This is a genomic window from Prochlorococcus marinus str. GP2 (assembly GCF_000759885.1).
GTDB classification, from domain to species: domain Bacteria; phylum Cyanobacteriota; class Cyanobacteriia; order PCC-6307; family Cyanobiaceae; genus Prochlorococcus_A; species Prochlorococcus_A marinus_J.
Map to the genome: position 1 here is coordinate 104,684 of NZ_JNAH01000003.1, position 16,801 is coordinate 121,484.

Genomic DNA, 16,801 nt, shown 5'->3' on the forward strand with positions numbered 1-16,801 from the left:
TTAACTTACTGCAAGATTTTTTGCTAATTCTGCTTTCTTCTCTAAAATTGCAGCAGCAGCTAAATGACCACTCATTGTAGCTCCCTCCATAGAGTCTATGTAATCTTGTTTTGTGTAACTACCAGCCATGAAGAAATTAGGTATAGATGTTTTTTGATCGGGTCTGAAAGGTTCCATGCCGGGAGATTCTCTATAGAGTGATTGTGGAATTTGTACTACGTTACTCCAAAGTAATTTAAGGTTTTTTGATGATGGGAAGAGACGGCGCACCTCTTTATCTATTTCTTTTGTAATCCTTTCTGTAGATCTTCCCATCCATCTATCGCCGGGAGTTAAAACACATTGTAGAAGTGATCCCATATCTTTTTTCCTGTAATCTACTGGACTGGCTAGAGCTAAATCAGCAAAACAACTGAAAGAAGCATCTGCAGAATAAAGAAGGTTATCTAGTCCAGTTGGTGTGTTTACGGTATTTTCTTTTTGTAATTCGGTAACCCAACCGTCGTATCTTAATTGGATTGTGGCAACAGCGACTGCTCGAAGTTTTTTTAAACCTTCAAATTCTTTAAATTTATACCATTCTTTTGGAATTATTTTTTTTATGCCAGGAACATCACAGGCAGCAAGAAATTTATCAGCAAATACTGCCTTAAGTCCTTCAGGAGAAGATATTTTTAATTGATTAACTGAATAAGAGGAAGATTCTTTGTCATATATGATTTCTTCAACCTTATGATTAAGATGAATTTTTGCCCCTTTGTTTGTGATGTAGTCGACAATAGGTTGAGTTAACCACTTATGAGGAGAACCTTTTAAGAGATTTAGTTTTGAGGCTTCTGTTTTTGAGGCAAACATCATGAAGATAGTTAGCATACATCTTGCTGAAATATCTTTGCAATTAATAAAACCTAAAGCATATGCGATGGGATCCCACATTCTTTCTAAGCTTTTTTCACTTCCACCATGGTTTAAAAACCACTCTTTAAAACTAATTTTATCTAAATCTCTAATTATTTTCATTGCGCCTTCATAGTCTATCAATCCTCTAACAATTGGACTTGTCCCTAAAGCTAAGGCATTTCTTAACTTGTCTACCCAAGTAAGTTGTTCGGTGGTAAAAAAAGCTTTTAGTCCATTAAATGGAGCACCTAAAGGGAATCTGAAGTCTAAAGATTTTAAATTGCCACCATTATTGATAAATAGATGAGTATGATCTTTAGGTAGTAGATTGTCTAGAGCTCCAACTTTTTTCATTAATTTAAAGAGATTTGCATAATTGTAAAAAAATACATGTAATCCCATCTCTATGTGGTTGCCATCCTTATCTTCCCAACTTCCGACTTTACCTCCCCAAAAAGACCTGCTCTCGTAAATATCTACTTCGTGGCCTTCATCAACTAAATTTACAGCAGCTGTAAGACCAGCTAATCCAGAACCAACTATTGCAATTTTCACTTTTTCTTAAAATTATAACAAATCAAGTTTGGATATTGTTTGTTCTATGCATCCTGTCGATTAAGTTTTTATATTATAAATAGTAGAAATCCTTTGTTTATGGAAAATGTAGAAGTTAAACAGGAAATTAAAAATTCTGACGATGGCAAAGGTATCTTAATTACAAGTGATGCTATAGAACAAATTTCAAATTTATTGAAGGGCCAAAGTGATAAAAAAGCACTAAGGGTAGGTGTAAGATCAGGCGGTTGTAGTGGGATGAGTTATACGATGGATTTTATAGGAATTAATGAAATAAATCCCGATGATAAAATTTATGATTATTCATTAAAAGCTGATCAAAGCTTTAAAGTAGTTTGTGATCCTAAAAGTCTCTTATATATTTATGGAATGCAATTAGATTTTAGTAAGGAATTAATTGGAGGCGGCTTTAATTTTGTAAATCCCAATGCTTCACAAACTTGTGGTTGTGGAAGCTCCTTTGCAGTTTAATAAATAATGAATAACGAAATTAATCCCATCGAAGAGGATTTTAATGCAGCTCTATCAAGATATAAAGCAGGGCAAGATTTAATTCCAATCGTTCAAGATTTTCAAAAAATTATACAGCAAATTCCAAATCATTTTGCTGCCTGGACTTGTTTATCATGGCTTCAATTACTTTTGAAAAATAATGAAGAAGCTTTGGCAGCTGCCAGACAAGCTGTTCGATTAAATCAGCAAGATCCACAAGCAAGAATGAATTTGTCTTTAGCTCTTTTGGCTACCAATAATAAAGGTGTTAGGGATCATATTGAGTTAATAAAAAAAATGTCTATGATGATGCCAGAAGTGAAGAGTGAGTTGAAAGAATCTGTTGAAGATGGATTAATTAGATATCCAGATTGGCCTGAGTTAATCAAGGTTAAAAAATGGTTGGAATTCTAAATTCTCAAGAATTTTCTCATTAAAAATGACTAGTGAAAATAATCAAAATAACTTAAAACAAATTGTCGATAATTTATTGTTAATAAACTTATTTACAGTAATTTTTTTTGCAATATTTTTTATTTTTGCAATCATCATGCAATTAAATGGGATATTTATTTTTGTTAATTTTATTCAGATAGTTTGGAATCCTCTTATAGTCCCATTAATAACAATTCTTATTATTGGTGCTTTAGTAAATGGAATTAATTCTTGGTGGAGGCGTAAATTGCTTTCTCAAGAAGAGGATATCTAAAACTATAATTTTTGAGTTTGCTGCTGATTACTTTTTGTCCTTCTAATACAACTTTTGCTCCATCTCCTAACAATATTTTTAAAACTGCTCCAGGCACAGGAAGTAAATTAGGTCTATTAAGACATTTGCCTAAAATCTGAGAAAAGTCTTGCATTAATACTGGATTTGGCGCAACTGCATTAAATACTCCTGAATATTTTTTATCAATTAATGCTTGAGTAATTAATGCACATAAATCACTTCTATGAATCCAGCTCATCCATTGCTTACCATCCCCAATTGGTCCACCTAATCCAACTTTAAATATAGGTAGCATTTTTCCTAATGCTCCTCCATCTGTTTCTAGAACAATTCCAATTCGAAAAATAACCAACCTTGAGAAAAATGGTTTTTCAGCTGCAACTGCTTCCCATTTTTTGCAAAGATTAGCTAAAAAGTCATTCCCTCCAATACTATTTTCAGTGAATTCACTAGATAAACTTGTGCCGTAATAACCTATTGCTGATCCATTTATAATCACTTTTGGGTTGATTTTGAAATTTTTAAGAGTCTTCATCATAAATTTCGTTGTGTTAATGCGACTTTTTTCAATCTCTTGTTTTTGTGCAGAAGTCCATTTTTTTTCTGCTATGGGTTCTCCCATTAAATTAATAATTCCATCTATCTCTTTTAAAATATTTAGAAGATTTTGGTTATTCCAGTTTTGTTCTTTTGATAAATCTAATTGAATAAATTTAAATTTTTTGAAATCTAAATCAAGCTTTAATTTAGTTATGGGTTTTCTACTAACGATATATAACTCGTGATTTTCATTTACTAGTGTTGGCACTAATTCTTTACCAACAAATCCAGTGCAGCCAAGGAGTAAAAGACGCATTTTTTATAGATATTTATCATTTAAGGCTATTAAATTTTTTAGACGTTTGTAATTATTATTCAGTTATCAATTTTTTTAGATATTTATCAAACAAGTTTTTGTATAATAACTTCAAATAACTTTGTTGACTTAGATCATGACAGAATCTATTCAAAAGAAACCTCTCAAGAAAGGAAGTTTAGTTTTTGTAGATAGAGATAAATATGTAAAAAGTATCGAGGCGCTAGCCAGTGATGATGATTTACCTAATTATGTCTTTGAAGGTCCTGGAGAGATTCTTTCAGTTAAAGAAGAATATGCTCAGATTCGATGGCGCAGGCCCGTCCCAGACGTTTGGTTAAAATTAGATCAACTTGAAGAATATATTCAATAAATTCTTATATCTAAAAGTTTTTATTTTTTTTCTCTATAGACATTTTTGATTGGATTCTTTTTGCTTCTTTAATCATTTCTTTACCATCAAATAAGTAATTATCCACGTATCCTTGTGTATATCTATCAAATTCTGATAGTGCATCTTTAACTTGTGAAAAACAATGATAAAGATCGAGACCTAAAGCTGAAATAGATTTTGGAACTATTTTTTTGTTATAAATTTTTTCAACTTTTTCTATTTTCTTTTGTGAAAGACTTATATAGTTGCAAAAATTTTCCATAAGTTGGTCATCATATGGATCCGCAGAAAGTTCTTTTATTTCGTTGTTCAAGGGTTTAATTATTTGATTGAGTGATCTGTTGATCGGAATGAAGATTTCTTTTATCCATGTTTCTACTTCTTTGTCTTTAATTGACGAATTATATTTTTTTGAATTAAATTTACCTTCCCAATTTTCATTTAATGAATCAAATGATGAACTGGAAGAGAAAAAATTTTTATCATATTGTTCTTTTTTGATAGGGTCATTTAGAGTCTCCCAGGCATTTTGTATTGCAAGAAATCTTTCTTTTTCCCCGCCTGCATCTGGATGATGTTGCTTAACTAAAGCACGATATGAAGATTTAATTTCACTGCTGGTTGCATTTTTTTTGAGGCCTAATTCTTCATATAAATTTTTTTCCATTTTATAAATTACGGATTAAAGATAACCATCTTTTCTGGCTTGAATTGAGGTATTCGATTCAAACATTGCTGTTGATAAATATCTTTCACCAAAACTTGGAAGAATAACTATCAATCTTTTATTCATTAATTCTTTCCTTTCACCAATTTTTATAGTTGCTGCTAGAGCTGCTCCGCTGCTGATGCCAGATAAAAGACCTTCCAATCGAGCTAATAAACGACCATAATAAAATGCTTCATCGTCATCTATTTTTATAATTTCATCAATTAATTTAGTATTCAGTACTTTAGGTACGAAACCTGCTCCTATTCCTTGAATAGAATGAGATCCTGCTTTTTCTCCAGAAATAACAGCACTTTTTTTGGGCTCTACTGCATAAATTTTGCATTTTGGATTAACTTTTTTCAAAAAACGTGCGCAACCAGTAATTGTTCCTCCTGTGCCTACTCCCGTAACAAGTCCATCTAAATTGTTATTGGATTGGGCCCATATTTCTTGAGCTGTTGTTCTTTCATGAATATCTGGATTAGCAAAGTTTTCAAATTGATTAAATTGATAGCTATTTACAATGCTTGAAGACAACTCATTAGCTAAATCTAAGGCTCCTTTCATCCCTTCTTGCCCAGGGGTTAGCTGTAATTCAGCTCCATATGCTCTCAACATTGCTCTTCTTTCAATACTCATCGTATCCGGCATAGTTAATATCAATTTATAGCCTTTTGCTGCAGCAACCATTGCTAATGCGATGCCAGTATTGCCACTTGTCGCTTCAATTAACGTTGTTTTGTCTGGTGTTATCAATCCTTCTTCTTCAGCCTTACATAACATTGAATAAGCAATGCGATCCTTAACGGATGCTGATGGATTAAAACTTTCTAGTTTGGCTATTATTTCTGGATAACAATTAAAATAATTTCTGATTCGATTTAATTTAACTAACGGTGTATTTCCAACTAGAGAAGTTATATCATTTGCTATTTCCATGAAATGATTTTTTAAATTGCAAAATAAAATCTCCTATATACATAATAATTGTATTTGCAGATCTTTTATATAATTTTCTCAAAAGAATTTAATTTAAAATAACTTTTAGCGTAAAAATATTTACTATTATAAAAAGGTAGTTTTTATAAAGATTATGTATTCGCTGGAACTAAGTCTGAGATATTCACCTTTCCCACTTTCAATTCAGAAGAAAGAATTTGATGATGCTAAACGAATTTTTGATGAAATAAAAAGTTCTATGAATGAAAGTCTAGAATCCTCAAATTTGATAGAATTAAAATGTGACAAAGTGCAAGATAAATTAATTGCTGTCAAAGCTAAAGAAATCATTTCTGTTCAGATATATGAAAAATCTTCAGTAGCTGGAGGAGCTAAAAGACCAGGATTCTCTCTCAACATAGATTGACAGAATTAATGCGAGATTCTCTTGAAAATGAAATACCTCATATTCAATTAAAAGATGTTTCTTTTTCATATCCTGAAAAAAAAGAAAATTTAATTTTTAAATGTAACTTCTCTATAAAAAAACCTGGATTTTGGATGATCGTAGGTAAAAACGGTAGTGGAAAAAGTACTCTTTTAAAATTAATTAATGGAATAATTAAACCCAAAAATGGAATAATCGATTCTAAAGCAAATATTGGCATGGTCTTTCAAAACCCTGATCATCAAATATTGATGCCAAATTGCAGGAGTGAACTTCTGATTAATATTAATCAAAATATAAGTCAAAATGAAATAAATAAGAAAATTGAATATGTGCTTGATCAGGTAGGAATGACTGGTTTTGAAAAAAGGCCTATTCATACTTTAAGCGGTGGACAAAAACAACGCTTAACAATTGCATGCGCTCTTATTAGTAATAGAAATTTTATTCTTTTGGATGAGCCTACAGCTTTACTTGATCAAACCAGTCAATTAAAAGTTTTAAAAACTATTAAAAATCTTACAAGTGACCATAAAAAACCTTTATCCGCTTTGTGGATTACTCATCGTTATGAAGAATTAACTTATGCTGATTCAGTAGCAGAGCTGAAAAATGGTTTTTTATCTAGTTGGAGAGAACCATCAAAATTTCAATATAATTAAAACTTTTACTTGTCATAGGGCACTTTAAAGAGTTAAATTCATTTTATATTCCTCGGTAGCTCAGCGGTAGAGCGATCGACTGTTAATCGATTGGTCGCAGGTTCGAATCCCGCCCGGGGAGCTTATATTTCAAAAATTGATGTAAAGTCACCCTAACAAAGGTGACTTTTTTATTTCTAAGACCTCTTTTTTTTAAAAAAGTGGTTGGTCGAATACATAATCTAAAAATTATATATAGTATTTAGAACAGTAAATAGAACAAATATCAATCTATCTATACAACGAATAAAACGTTTTTTTATGTACTACAAATTACATCTTGCAGAAAATTCTAGTCATCCCACATATCCCTTTTCTCTTGATCTAGATTATTCCTTTCAAGTAAATTCATTCTTTGTTTGCGAGTATCTATTTCTGTTTCAAGAATGTTTTTCTCGTCAATGTATTTTGTTTGCATCTCTAATATAACTAGCTCAAATTGCTCTCCAAAAAAATCTGACATTTCTCTCCATGCTTCCATTTCTTCTTCTTTGTCAATAGTATCGTTTATTTGATGAGAAATAATTTCTAATACATATTTTTTAAGGTCTTGATGAGTCATAGATTCAACTTTTTTTTGGATATAAAATTCTTTAAGTTTTTCTAGTTGTTTTTTAGATAAATCAGAATAGATAAATGACTTCTTTTTCATAAACCCTTTAAATTTTTTTTAATATAGTCAAAATTAATTAATTTAAACACTCTCAAGAAATCAAAAACTCTAAAGTTATTGAAATCCTATTTGGAACTAAAAAGCACAGAGTAATTTTTATTTAGATACCTTCTTTTGGCAATTTGAATTTGAAAGATTTTCAAATTTAACCATAATTTTTTCGAATATTTCTCTAATTCTTAAGAAAAAATTAATAAAATCGGAAGAAATTGTGAAATTTAAACTTTTTAAAAATATGAAATTTCTCTCTAATACACTGATGCTATTGAGTTAATCGATAAATCTAATTGATAAAATTGTTTACACTAATTCAGCAATCTTTGTAAATTCTTGAGAGAATCATAATACTAAAACTTAATTTTTATTTAATAGTTTATAAATATGAAAATTTCAATCCTTTTAATTGAAGATGATCGTGATATGCGTGATTTAGTAGCTAAGCATTTAGAACATTCTGGTTTCGATGTACAAAAAGCTGAAGATGGCATTAAAGGGCAAGCGTTAGCACTTCAATATGCACCAGATTTAATACTTTTAGATTTAATGTTACCAAGCGTTGATGGTTTAACTTTATGCCAGCGACTTAGAAGAGATGAAAGAACATCAAATATACCAATCTTGATGATAACAGCATTGGGTGGCATTAAAGATAAAGTAACCGGTTTTAACTCCGGAGCTGATGATTACATTACAAAACCTTTCGATTTGGAGGAATTGCATGTACGCATAAAAGCATTATTAAGGAGAACAAATAGAGCACAATTAAACTCTAGTAACCAACAAGAAATTTTAAACTACGGCCCTCTTACTCTTGTGCCAGAAAGATTCGAAGCTATTTGGTTTGAATCTCCTGTTAGACTAACTCATCTTGAGTTTGAATTACTTCATTGCCTTTTACAAAGGCATGGTCAAACCGTTTCACCAGCATTGATTCTTAAAGAAGTATGGGGATATGAACCTGACGATGATATTGAGACAATAAGAGTTCATATTAGGCATCTACGTACTAAGCTTGAACCTGATCCACGTAAGCCCATATACATAAAAACTGTATATGGAGCGGGATATTGTCTTGAGCTACCTATTGGTTCCCAAGTTGCAACTGCTAAACAAGAATTTATTCAAGCAAGAAATCCTGATTTAATAAATTCTGCAATAGACTAGATTCACATATCTTCCATTGCAATTTTTAAGAAAGTAACTTCCCATGCCAACTTCGGTTGAATATTTTTTCTTAAGTGAAATTTTAAATTTTCAAGTTTTTTTATTAGATTAATGTTTTTTGTCTTTCTCCACCAAATAATTTGAATAAAATTTACTAAATTAACCTGCTGATAAATTTCTAATTTTTCAGTTATTAATTTAGATACCTCTAATATTTCTAGACTATTTTTAATTGGAGAATTTAATGTACTTGTAATTTCATCTGATAACTCATTCCAAATTTCAATATTCTTCAATAATTGGCCTGGAGAGCCATTTGCAGAATTTATTAAATCTTCAAAATTTAATTTTGTATTAGTATTGAATTTAGAGGGATCTAAATAATCTTTTAGGATAGTATTTATTTCTTTAGTTGATAAGGATCGAAACCTTACTAATTGACACCTGGAGATAATTGTATCTAACAGAAGGTTTAATTTTGAAGTTAATAAAATAAAAATTCCATTACTAGGTTCTTCTAACGTTTTTAAAAGGCAATTTGAGGCTGCTTCATTTAGAAGATGGGCATCAATAATTAAAATTATTTTTTTATCTGAGTTTATTGATTTTTGACCAAGAAAAGTTTTGATATTCCGTATTTGATCAATCTTAATGATCTCAGTCCCACTTTTTGTTTTTTTAAGATCTAAACTTTTTGATCCTTTAGATCCCAAAGAGGAACTAGGTTCGATAATCAGAAAATCAGGATGATTATTGTTGGTAATTTTCTCTTCTATATTTCTGGTAGGGGAAGATTGTTCGAATATCTTTTTTATAAATTGAAGAGCAGTTTGTTTTTTCCCTACTCCTTCAGCACCATAGAATATATAACCATTAGCATACGATTTGTTTTTTATTATGCTTTTAAGGCATGTATCGACTTCTTCATGAAATATTAAAATATTATTTTTAACCTCGATCATTTATTTGTAGAAAAATTTTTTAATAAAGTCTCTTTAATTTGATAAGAAATAGTTTCAATATTTTGTGAAGCAGATATTACTTTCCAGTTTTTTTCTTTAGCAATTACTTTGAATCCTTCATTTACTTTTTCTAAAAATTTAATACCCTCTGCTTCTATTCTATCTGGAATTTGATTTTTTCTTCGAGAGATACTTTCTTCTGGAGAAATTTCTAAAAAGAAAGTTAGATCAGGATATTCTCCTTGACACACAATAGATTCAATATTTTTAATAATTTCTAAATTTATGTTTCTTCCATAACCTTGATAAGCCAGGGTGGAATCAGAAAATCTATCACTAATCACCCAATTATTTTTATTTAAAGCAGGTGAAATAATTTTTGAAACATGTTCAGCTCTATCAGCTGAATAAAGCAATAATTCTGCAAGTGATGAAGGTTGATTATTTTTATTGGTATCAAGAATCAGTCCTCTAAGTTTTTTGCCTAGTAGACTGCCTCCTGGTTCCCTTGTGGTAATTAACTTAGACTCTTTCTTCATCAGACCACTACTAGGAAGCCATTTAGTTAGTTCATCTATTTGGGTGGTTTTACCACATCCATCAATACCTTCAATTACAATAAATTTTCCTTTCATTTAATCCAAAGATAAAGCATTTATTACAACTGTAATAGAGCTAGTAGCCATTAATAATGCTGCTATTGAGGGAGAAAGAAGAATGCCGAATTTAGGGAACAAAATGCCAGCTGCGATTGGTATGGCCATTAAGTTGTAACCAAATGCCCATATAAGATTCTGCTTTATTTTTCTTATAGTTTTTTTTGCAAGATTTAAAGCATATGGTAATCCATCTAGTTGATCTCCCATCAATACTACATCTGCGTTGGCCTTTGCTATTTGAGTACCTGATCCTACTGCAATCCCTAAGTCTGAGGCAGCTAAGGCTGGTACATCATTAATTCCATCTCCAATCATCGCTACTTTATTTTTGATTTTTAAATTTTGTATAGTCTTAAGTTTCATTTCAGGGAGAAGATCCCATTTTACTTCCGTTTCTTTACAACCAATTTTTTTTGCTAAGGCCAAAACTGTTTGTTTTCTATCTCCACTTAAAATACTGATTTTAAATTTGTTTTCTCTCAAATTTTGAACTGTTTTAATTGAGTCCTCTCTGAGTAAATCTCCTAACAAGATAAAGCCTAATAACTTATCTTTAATACTCACTCCAATGATAGTGTTCGCCTCTGTATCTTCATTTTGAATGACTTTTTTTGCATTGCTATCAATATTTATTCCATTGCTTAGTAGCCATTCAATGTTTCCTATATTGATAAGTCCATCAATTGAATCAAGTTCTCCTGAAATACCTCTACCCGTATGGGTGACAATTTTTTTTATTGGGAATAAATTTAAGTTCTGTTTTTCTGCCTCTTGAATTAAGGCATTCGCAATTGGATGTCTGCTTTCTTGTTCTAGACTGGCAGCTATTTTTAATAAAAGTGAATGATCATTATTATTTTGATAATCAACAATGAAAGGTTTCCCTTTTGTAAGAGTACCTGTTTTATCAAAAATAATATGATTAATTTTTGAAGCCATCTCTATTTTGTCACCCCCTTTAAATAAGACACCTTTTTTTGCTGCTTTGCCTGATGCGACAGTAATTACTGTTGGTGTAGCTAAACCCAACGCGCAAGGACAAGCTATTACTAAAACAGCAATTGACAACTGAATTGCTAAACTTAGGAAATTTTCAGCATTACTACCAAGAGAACTATGAAGTGTATGCCCTGAATTTGTTAAAAATTGATTATGACTATGATTTAGTAAATCAGGCCAAATTTGTTTCGCTCCCTTCCACCAAAAAAAGAAACTTAAAGTGGCGAATATTAGTACAAAGTAAGTAAATTTGCCTGCAATTTTGTCAGCAATTCTCTGAATGGAAGGTTTATTAGAGTTAACGGACTCAATAAGACTTACTAGTTTAGCTAAAGAAGAATCTCCTCCCACCTTTAACACTTTTAGTCTAAGAGTTGAATTTAGGTTTAAAGATCCACAGGATAAATTTTGACCTTCTTTTACTTCAACAGGTTTGGATTCTCCAGTAATATGAGAGACATCAATATATGAGTTACCTTGAGTAACAATGCAATCAGCAGGTACTCTGTCTCCTGCTAAAACTTGAATCTCTTGACCGGCTTTTAAAGTGTTTATTCTTATTGACTTTATTTGATTATTTTCTGTATAGATATTTGCCATTTCAGGTTGAAGATCTAATAACTCGCCAATGGATGAATTAGTTTGATACCTAGCTCTTTCTTCTAAAAAACGCCCAATCAATATAAATCCTAATAACATAACTGGTTCATTAAAAAAACAAGGAAAACCTATGGAAGGAAATATCAAGGATAGAAGACTAGTTGTATATGCGCTAGTTACTCCAAGAGCTACTAAAGAATCCATATCTGGATGGTTCTTAATAAATGATTTAAATCCATTTATAATTATTTTTCTTCCAGGCAATAATAAAGCTAATGTTGCTAAAGAAGCGTGAAAAAATATATTACCTAATACTGGAAAATTGATATATCTTCCCTCTGCCAGATGACCTAAACCTGAAAAAATTAAAAGTAGTAGTGCAAAGGTTAGTTTTTGCCATTGATTATTCCATTTCTTTTTTTTTTCTAATTCTGCTTTATTAATTTTTTTTGAAAAATCATTTATGTAAATTTTTGATGGGAATCCATTTTCATTGAGGTTTTCCAGAATTGTCTCTATTTCTACATGCTTTTGGCTAATTTCAAAATATGCACTTTCTGTGAGTAAGTTCACAGAAACATTTTTGATACCATCAGAATTATTCAATATTTTTTCAACAGTACTAACGCAACCTCCGCACTTCATTCCTTTAATGCTTAATTGAATGCTCTCCATATTTTCACGATAGAAGCAAATTAATGTTTAACTTTATTTTTAACTATAATAATAATTGTAATAGACTTTTTAAATAGTTATTTTTTAAATTACTATATTAATTTTATTAAATTCAAAGCAGTGCCTAGTAATCAAAACAGAGACAATTTTATTGATAAAGCCTTTACTGTAATTGCTGAATCTATAGTAAAAATAATGCCTATCGCTGATAAGGAAAAAAAGGCTTATATCTATTATAGAGATGGACTAGCAGCTCAAAATAATGGGGATTATTCGGAAGCATTAGAGTATTACAAAGAAAGTTTACTGCTTGAAGAAAATAAAATTGATAGAGGAGAGACTCTTAAAAATATGGCAATAATATATATGAGTAACGGTGAAGAAGATTTGTCTATTGAAACTTATGAAAAAGCATTAGTTGAAAATCCTAAACAGCCATCATGTCTCAAAAATATAGGTTTAATTTATGAAAAAAGGGGAAGATACGCTGAACAAAATGGTGAATTAGATCAAAGAGATATTTGGTTTGATAAAGCTGCTGAAGTTTGGTCTAAAGCAGTGAGGTTATATCCAGGAGGTTATCTTGATATTGAGAATTGGTTGAAAAACTCTGGAAGAAGTTCAATTGACATGTACCTCTAATATTCCTTTACTCCGAAAAACAATATTCAACTGCCTCTTTGATATTGGAGATCTCTTTGATATTCATTATATTTTCAAAAATATTATTTTGATCTTTCTCTATCTTTGGTACTACGATATTTTTAATCCCTAATCTTGCAGCCTCTTCTATCTTTGTCCTAAGGTTATTTGATTTTCTAACTTGACCACTCAAACCCAATTCCCCAATAAATGTACTATTGGCTAGAGGAGGAATATTCTTCAAACTTGATAAAATTGATATTGCTACACCTAAGTCAGAGGAGGGGTCATGAATCTCAAAACCACCTCCGGTAGCTACATAGCAATCAAATTCAGATAATTTAATACCTACGTGTTTTTCAATAACAGCTAAAATCTGATGTAATCTGTTAATGCTAATTCCAGTTGTAGTTCGTCTTGGGTTACTGTAGAAAGTTTTATTTACCAGTGCTTGTATATCAACTGCAAATGGTCTGGTTCCTTCATTAGTTATCGTGGTTGTTACTCCTGAAATATTTTCTTTATTGGTAAATATTGAACTTGGGTTTTTAATCTCTTTTAAGCCCTCTTCAAGCATTTCAAAAATTCCAATTTCAAAAGTCGATCCAAATCGATTTTTTATACTTCTCAGTAATCTATGTGAGGAAATATTATCTCCTTCAAAGTTTATTACTACATCAACTAAATGCTCTAGAGTTTTGGGACCTGCCAAAGCTCCATCTTTGGTAACATGACCAATTATTAGGAGCGCAATATTATTTTCTTTGGCAAGATTTTGCAATTCTGATGAACAAGCTCTAACTTGAGAAACCGATCCTGGCGAACTTTCCATCTCATGATTATGAATGGCTTGAATACTGTCAATTATTGCGAAACTAGGATTTAATCTTTTGATCTCTTTAATAATTAAGGATAAATTGGTTTCAGCAAAAATTTTTAAATCAATACTTTTTTGATTTAATCTTTCCCATCTTATTTTTACTTGCTCTAAAGATTCTTCCGCAGTTACATATAAAACTTTCTCATTGAGTGAAATTCTTCCTGCTGCTTGAAGAACTATTGTGCTTTTACCTATACCAGGCTCCCCTCCAAGTAAAACAATGGATCCAGGAACTACCCCACCTCCAAGAACTCGATCAAATTCTTTAAAACCACTCGTAAATCTTGATATTTTTTTAGATGAAATCTCATTAAATGGGATAGCCTTCTTAATATTTTTTATATCTTGATATTTAGATCTCTTGCTTTTAATTTCTTCAACTATGGAATTCCATGAGTTGCAATTAAGGCATTTCCCAAAGTATTGAGAGCTTTCAGTTCCACAATTTTGACAAATAAAAGTCGACAATTTGTTAGACATTTAGTTTTTGAATAAGTAAATAGAACTAGAATGTTTGGGATATTGCCCCTCTACAAGTTAGATTAGGTTAATAATTAATTCTCTTACTGATTAGCTAATAGAAACAAATGGCTCTATCTAGTCAAACTAAAGAAACAATTCTTGTCGCAGATGACGAGGCAAGTATTAGAAGAATTCTGGAGACTCGCCTCTCTATGATTGGCTACAAAGTTGTAACTGCAAGTGATGGTAAAGAAGCACTAAAGTTATTTAAAGATTATGAGCCTGATTTAGTTGTACTTGACGTAATGATGCCAAAGTTAGATGGCTATGGAGTTTGTCAAGAATTAAGGAAAGATTCTGATGTCCCAATTGTTATGTTAACTGCATTAGGAGATGTTGCTGATAGGATAACAGGCTTAGAATTAGGAGCTGATGATTATGTAGTAAAACCATTCAGTCCTAAAGAATTAGAAGCTAGAATTAGGTGCGTTTTAAGAAGAATTGACAAAGAACAACTTCCTGGAATGCCTAATTCAGGATTAATTTTGGTTACTGATATTAAAATTGATACAAACCGAAGACAAGTTTTTAAGAGCGATGAGAGAATTAGATTAACTGGTATGGAATTTAGTCTCTTAGAGCTTTTGGTAAGTAGGTCAGGTGAGCCATTTAGTAGAGGAGAGATTTTGAAAGAGGTTTGGGGATATACACCAGAGAGACATGTAGATACAAGAGTAGTTGATGTTCACATATCAAGATTAAGATCAAAATTAGAGGCTGATCCAGCAAATCCTGAATTGATATTAACAGCAAGAGGAACAGGATATCTTTTTCAAAGGATTGTTGATATTGCTCCTTTTGACGGTAAATAAATGGGGAAAGAAACTTTACATAAGATTAATAAGCCTAGAGCTATCAGAAGATTAGTAATTTGGTATAAAAGAAACTCGGCAGTAACTTCAATAGTAGATACTGCTGCTAGTTCTGCAGCAACGGCTAGCAATGTTGCTGGTAACGTAGTTTCCGGTGCTGGATCCGTCGTAAGTACAGCTGGTAATGTAGCTAGTAATGTTGCAGGTAATGTTGCAGGAAATGTATTTTCAAGTGCTGAATCTGTTGTAAATACTGCTTCCAGTGTGGTTTCAAATGCCAGTTCGTTAGCTAAGAATACATTGCAGCCATTTGTTTTTGATCCATTAAAAAGATTGCAAAATAGCGATAATATTTTGGATAAGGTGGGAGACTCGCAATCTAATAGAATTTGGATAGCAGTTGATGGTATGGGTGGAGATTATGCGCCTGGGCCAATTCTGGAGGGTTGTCTCGAAGCGATAAGCAGATTTCCTATAAATATAAAGTTTGTTGGCAATACTGAAAAAGTTAAAAATGCAGCAGAAAAAAATGGTCTTTTAGAAATACTTGAAAAAGAAATAGAAAATAATCGTCTTGAATTAATTGATAGTGGAGATCCTATCGGAATGAATGAAGAAGCTACAGCAGTCAGAAAAAGAAAAAATGCAAGTATAAATGTTGCAATGGATTTAGTTAGACAAAATAAAGCACAAGCTATTTATTCAGCTGGCAATTCAGGCGCAATGATGGCTTCTGCCATATTTAGAATTGGTAGATTGAAGGGGATTGATAGACCCGCTATAGGCGCATTATTTCCAACAAGGGATCAAACTCGCCCTGTATTAGTTTTAGATGTTGGTGCAAATACTGACTGTAAACCTTCTTATCTGCATCAGTTTGCACTATTAGGTAATATCTATGCTCAAGATGTTTTGCAAGTTAAAAAGCCAAGAATTGGCCTTTTAAATATTGGGGAAGAAGAATGCAAAGGTAATGATTTATCTTTAAAAACATATGAATTATTATCTGCTGAAAAAAGTTTTGATTTTGGAGGTAATTGTGAAGGTAGGGATGTATTGTCAGGTAATTTTGATGTAGTGGTCTGTGATGGGTTTACCGGTAATATATTATTAAAATTTCTTGAGTCTGTGGGAGGTGTTTTATTAGATATCCTAAGATCCGAGCTTCCAAGAGGTAGGCGGGGAAAAGTTGGTTCAGCCTTTTTGAAAAGTAATCTCCTCAGAATAAAGAAAAGATTAGATCACGCTGAACATGGTGGAGCCTTATTACTTGGAGTAAACGGTATTTGCGTGATTGGGCATGGTAGTAGTAAGTCTTTATCAGTCGTTAGCGCTCTTCGCTTAGCTCACTCCGCAGTAAACCATAACGTTATGGATAATTTAAGTCAACTTCAAAAGCTTCAAGTTTTAAATTCTTAAAACATATTGCGTCTGATATATGTTTGACTTATATAAGTTACAAAAA

The 16,801-nt window shown here is 31.5% G+C and carries 19 protein-coding genes and 1 tRNA gene; 11 read left to right on the top strand and 9 right to left on the bottom strand.

Annotated features, from left to right (window positions below):
• The gene (gene zds / locus EU91_RS07060) at nt 1-1,455 is read right to left on the bottom strand and encodes a 9,9'-di-cis-zeta-carotene desaturase (RefSeq protein ID WP_032523894.1); all 1,455 of its coding nucleotides are present in this window, start codon (nt 1,453-1,455) and stop codon (nt 1-3) included.
• A gap of 99 nt (nt 1,456-1,554) precedes the next feature.
• On the opposite strand from zds, the gene EU91_RS07055 reads away from it, so the two are divergent.
• From EU91_RS07055 to EU91_RS07045, 3 genes are read left to right on the top strand one after another with little or no spacing between them, the layout of a single operon-like run.
• Nucleotides 1,555-1,947, top strand: coding sequence for a HesB/IscA family protein (locus EU91_RS07055; RefSeq protein WP_032523895.1), 393 nt, complete (start codon nt 1,555-1,557; stop codon nt 1,945-1,947).
• 6 nt (nt 1,948-1,953) lie between these two features.
• The gene (locus tag EU91_RS07050) at nt 1,954-2,382 is read left to right on the top strand and encodes a tetratricopeptide repeat protein (protein WP_032523896.1); all 429 of its coding nucleotides are present in this window, start codon (nt 1,954-1,956) and stop codon (nt 2,380-2,382) included.
• A 25-nt stretch (nt 2,383-2,407) separates the two neighbouring features.
• The gene (locus EU91_RS07045) at nt 2,408-2,677 is read left to right on the top strand and encodes a hypothetical protein (RefSeq protein ID WP_032523897.1); all 270 of its coding nucleotides are present in this window, start codon (nt 2,408-2,410) and stop codon (nt 2,675-2,677) included.
• Here the strand turns inward: EU91_RS07045 and EU91_RS0108400 are convergent.
• Nucleotides 2,628-3,554: a TIGR01777 family oxidoreductase gene (locus tag EU91_RS0108400; protein WP_032523898.1), complete on the bottom strand. Its 927-nt coding sequence runs from the start codon at nt 3,552-3,554 to the stop codon at nt 2,628-2,630. The two genes, EU91_RS07045 and EU91_RS0108400, sit on opposite strands and share 50 nt — an antisense overlap.
• 136 nt (nt 3,555-3,690) lie before the next feature.
• Here EU91_RS0108400 and EU91_RS07040 point away from each other — a divergent pair, with 136 nt between their 5' ends.
• Nucleotides 3,691-3,927, top strand: a complete 237-nt coding sequence (locus EU91_RS07040; RefSeq protein WP_032523899.1) for an NAD(P)H-quinone oxidoreductase subunit O — start codon at nt 3,691-3,693, stop codon at nt 3,925-3,927.
• 10 nt (nt 3,928-3,937) lie between these two features.
• Here EU91_RS07040 and EU91_RS07035 read toward each other — a convergent pair whose 3' ends face one another.
• Together EU91_RS07035 and cysK are read right to left on the bottom strand one after the other, a co-directional pair.
• On the bottom strand, nt 3,938-4,615 hold the full coding sequence (locus tag EU91_RS07035) for a J domain-containing protein (protein ID WP_032523900.1): 678 nt from the start codon (nt 4,613-4,615) through the stop codon (nt 3,938-3,940).
• 15 nt (nt 4,616-4,630) lie between these two features.
• Nucleotides 4,631-5,599, bottom strand: a complete 969-nt coding sequence (cysK, locus tag EU91_RS07030; RefSeq protein WP_032523901.1) for a cysteine synthase A — start codon at nt 5,597-5,599, stop codon at nt 4,631-4,633.
• A gap of 154 nt (nt 5,600-5,753) precedes the next feature.
• Here cysK and EU91_RS07025 point away from each other — a divergent pair, with 154 nt between their 5' ends.
• From EU91_RS07025 to EU91_RS07015, 3 genes are all read left to right on the top strand, one after another.
• The gene (locus tag EU91_RS07025; protein ID WP_032523902.1) at nt 5,754-6,026 is read left to right on the top strand and encodes a hypothetical protein; all 273 of its coding nucleotides are present in this window, start codon (nt 5,754-5,756) and stop codon (nt 6,024-6,026) included.
• 8 nt (nt 6,027-6,034) lie between these two features.
• Nucleotides 6,035-6,709: an ABC transporter ATP-binding protein gene (locus EU91_RS07020; protein WP_032524188.1), complete on the top strand. Its 675-nt coding sequence runs from the start codon at nt 6,035-6,037 to the stop codon at nt 6,707-6,709.
• 49 nt (nt 6,710-6,758) lie between these two features.
• A tRNA-Asn gene (locus EU91_RS07015) sits at nt 6,759-6,830 on the top strand.
• 210 nt (nt 6,831-7,040) lie between these two features.
• On the opposite strand, the gene EU91_RS07010 is transcribed toward EU91_RS07015, so the two are convergent.
• Nucleotides 7,041-7,400 (bottom strand): DUF7326 family protein, encoded by a 360-nt coding sequence (locus EU91_RS07010; protein WP_032523903.1) that lies wholly within the window; start codon nt 7,398-7,400, stop codon nt 7,041-7,043.
• A 402-nt stretch (nt 7,401-7,802) separates the two neighbouring features.
• On the opposite strand from EU91_RS07010, the gene EU91_RS07005 reads away from it, so the two are divergent.
• A complete protein-coding gene (locus tag EU91_RS07005; protein ID WP_032523904.1) occupies nt 7,803-8,585 on the top strand; it encodes a response regulator transcription factor in 783 nt (260 codons plus the stop codon).
• 2 nt (nt 8,586-8,587) lie between these two features.
• Here EU91_RS07005 and EU91_RS07000 read toward each other — a convergent pair whose 3' ends face one another.
• Genes EU91_RS07000 through EU91_RS06990 form a run of 3 tightly spaced genes read right to left on the bottom strand, consistent with a single transcriptional unit; the run spans nt 8,588 to nt 12,480 of the window.
• The gene (locus EU91_RS07000; RefSeq protein WP_032523905.1) at nt 8,588-9,547 is read right to left on the bottom strand and encodes a DNA polymerase III subunit delta'; all 960 of its coding nucleotides are present in this window, start codon (nt 9,545-9,547) and stop codon (nt 8,588-8,590) included.
• Complete coding sequence (tmk, locus tag EU91_RS06995; protein WP_032523906.1) at nt 9,544-10,182, bottom strand: dTMP kinase; 639 nt, start codon at nt 10,180-10,182, stop codon at nt 9,544-9,546. The genes EU91_RS07000 and tmk overlap by 4 nt, the downstream gene beginning before the upstream one ends.
• Nucleotides 10,183-12,480: a heavy metal translocating P-type ATPase gene (locus EU91_RS06990; RefSeq protein WP_032523907.1), complete on the bottom strand. Its 2,298-nt coding sequence runs from the start codon at nt 12,478-12,480 to the stop codon at nt 10,183-10,185. It abuts the gene before it with no gap.
• 120 nt (nt 12,481-12,600) lie between these two features.
• On the opposite strand from EU91_RS06990, the gene EU91_RS06985 reads away from it, so the two are divergent.
• Entirely contained in the window at nt 12,601-13,122 is a 522-nt protein-coding gene (locus EU91_RS06985) for a photosystem I assembly protein Ycf3 (protein ID WP_032523908.1), read from the top strand.
• 7 nt (nt 13,123-13,129) lie between these two features.
• Here the strand turns inward: EU91_RS06985 and radA are convergent, their stop codons facing one another.
• Nucleotides 13,130-14,482: a DNA repair protein RadA gene (gene radA / locus EU91_RS06980; RefSeq protein WP_032523909.1), complete on the bottom strand. Its 1,353-nt coding sequence runs from the start codon at nt 14,480-14,482 to the stop codon at nt 13,130-13,132.
• Nucleotides 14,483-14,589: 107 nt separating this feature from the next.
• Here radA and rpaB point away from each other — a divergent pair, with 107 nt between their 5' ends.
• Nucleotides 14,590-15,336 carry a response regulator transcription factor RpaB gene (gene rpaB / locus EU91_RS06975; protein WP_032523910.1) on the top strand — a complete coding sequence of 249 codons (747 nt, stop codon included), beginning with the start codon at nt 14,590-14,592 and terminating at the stop codon, nt 15,334-15,336.
• On the top strand, nt 15,337-16,755 hold the full coding sequence (gene plsX / locus EU91_RS06970; RefSeq protein WP_032523911.1) for a phosphate acyltransferase PlsX: 1,419 nt from the start codon (nt 15,337-15,339) through the stop codon (nt 16,753-16,755).
• The last annotated feature ends 46 nt before the right edge of the window (nt 16,756-16,801 follow it).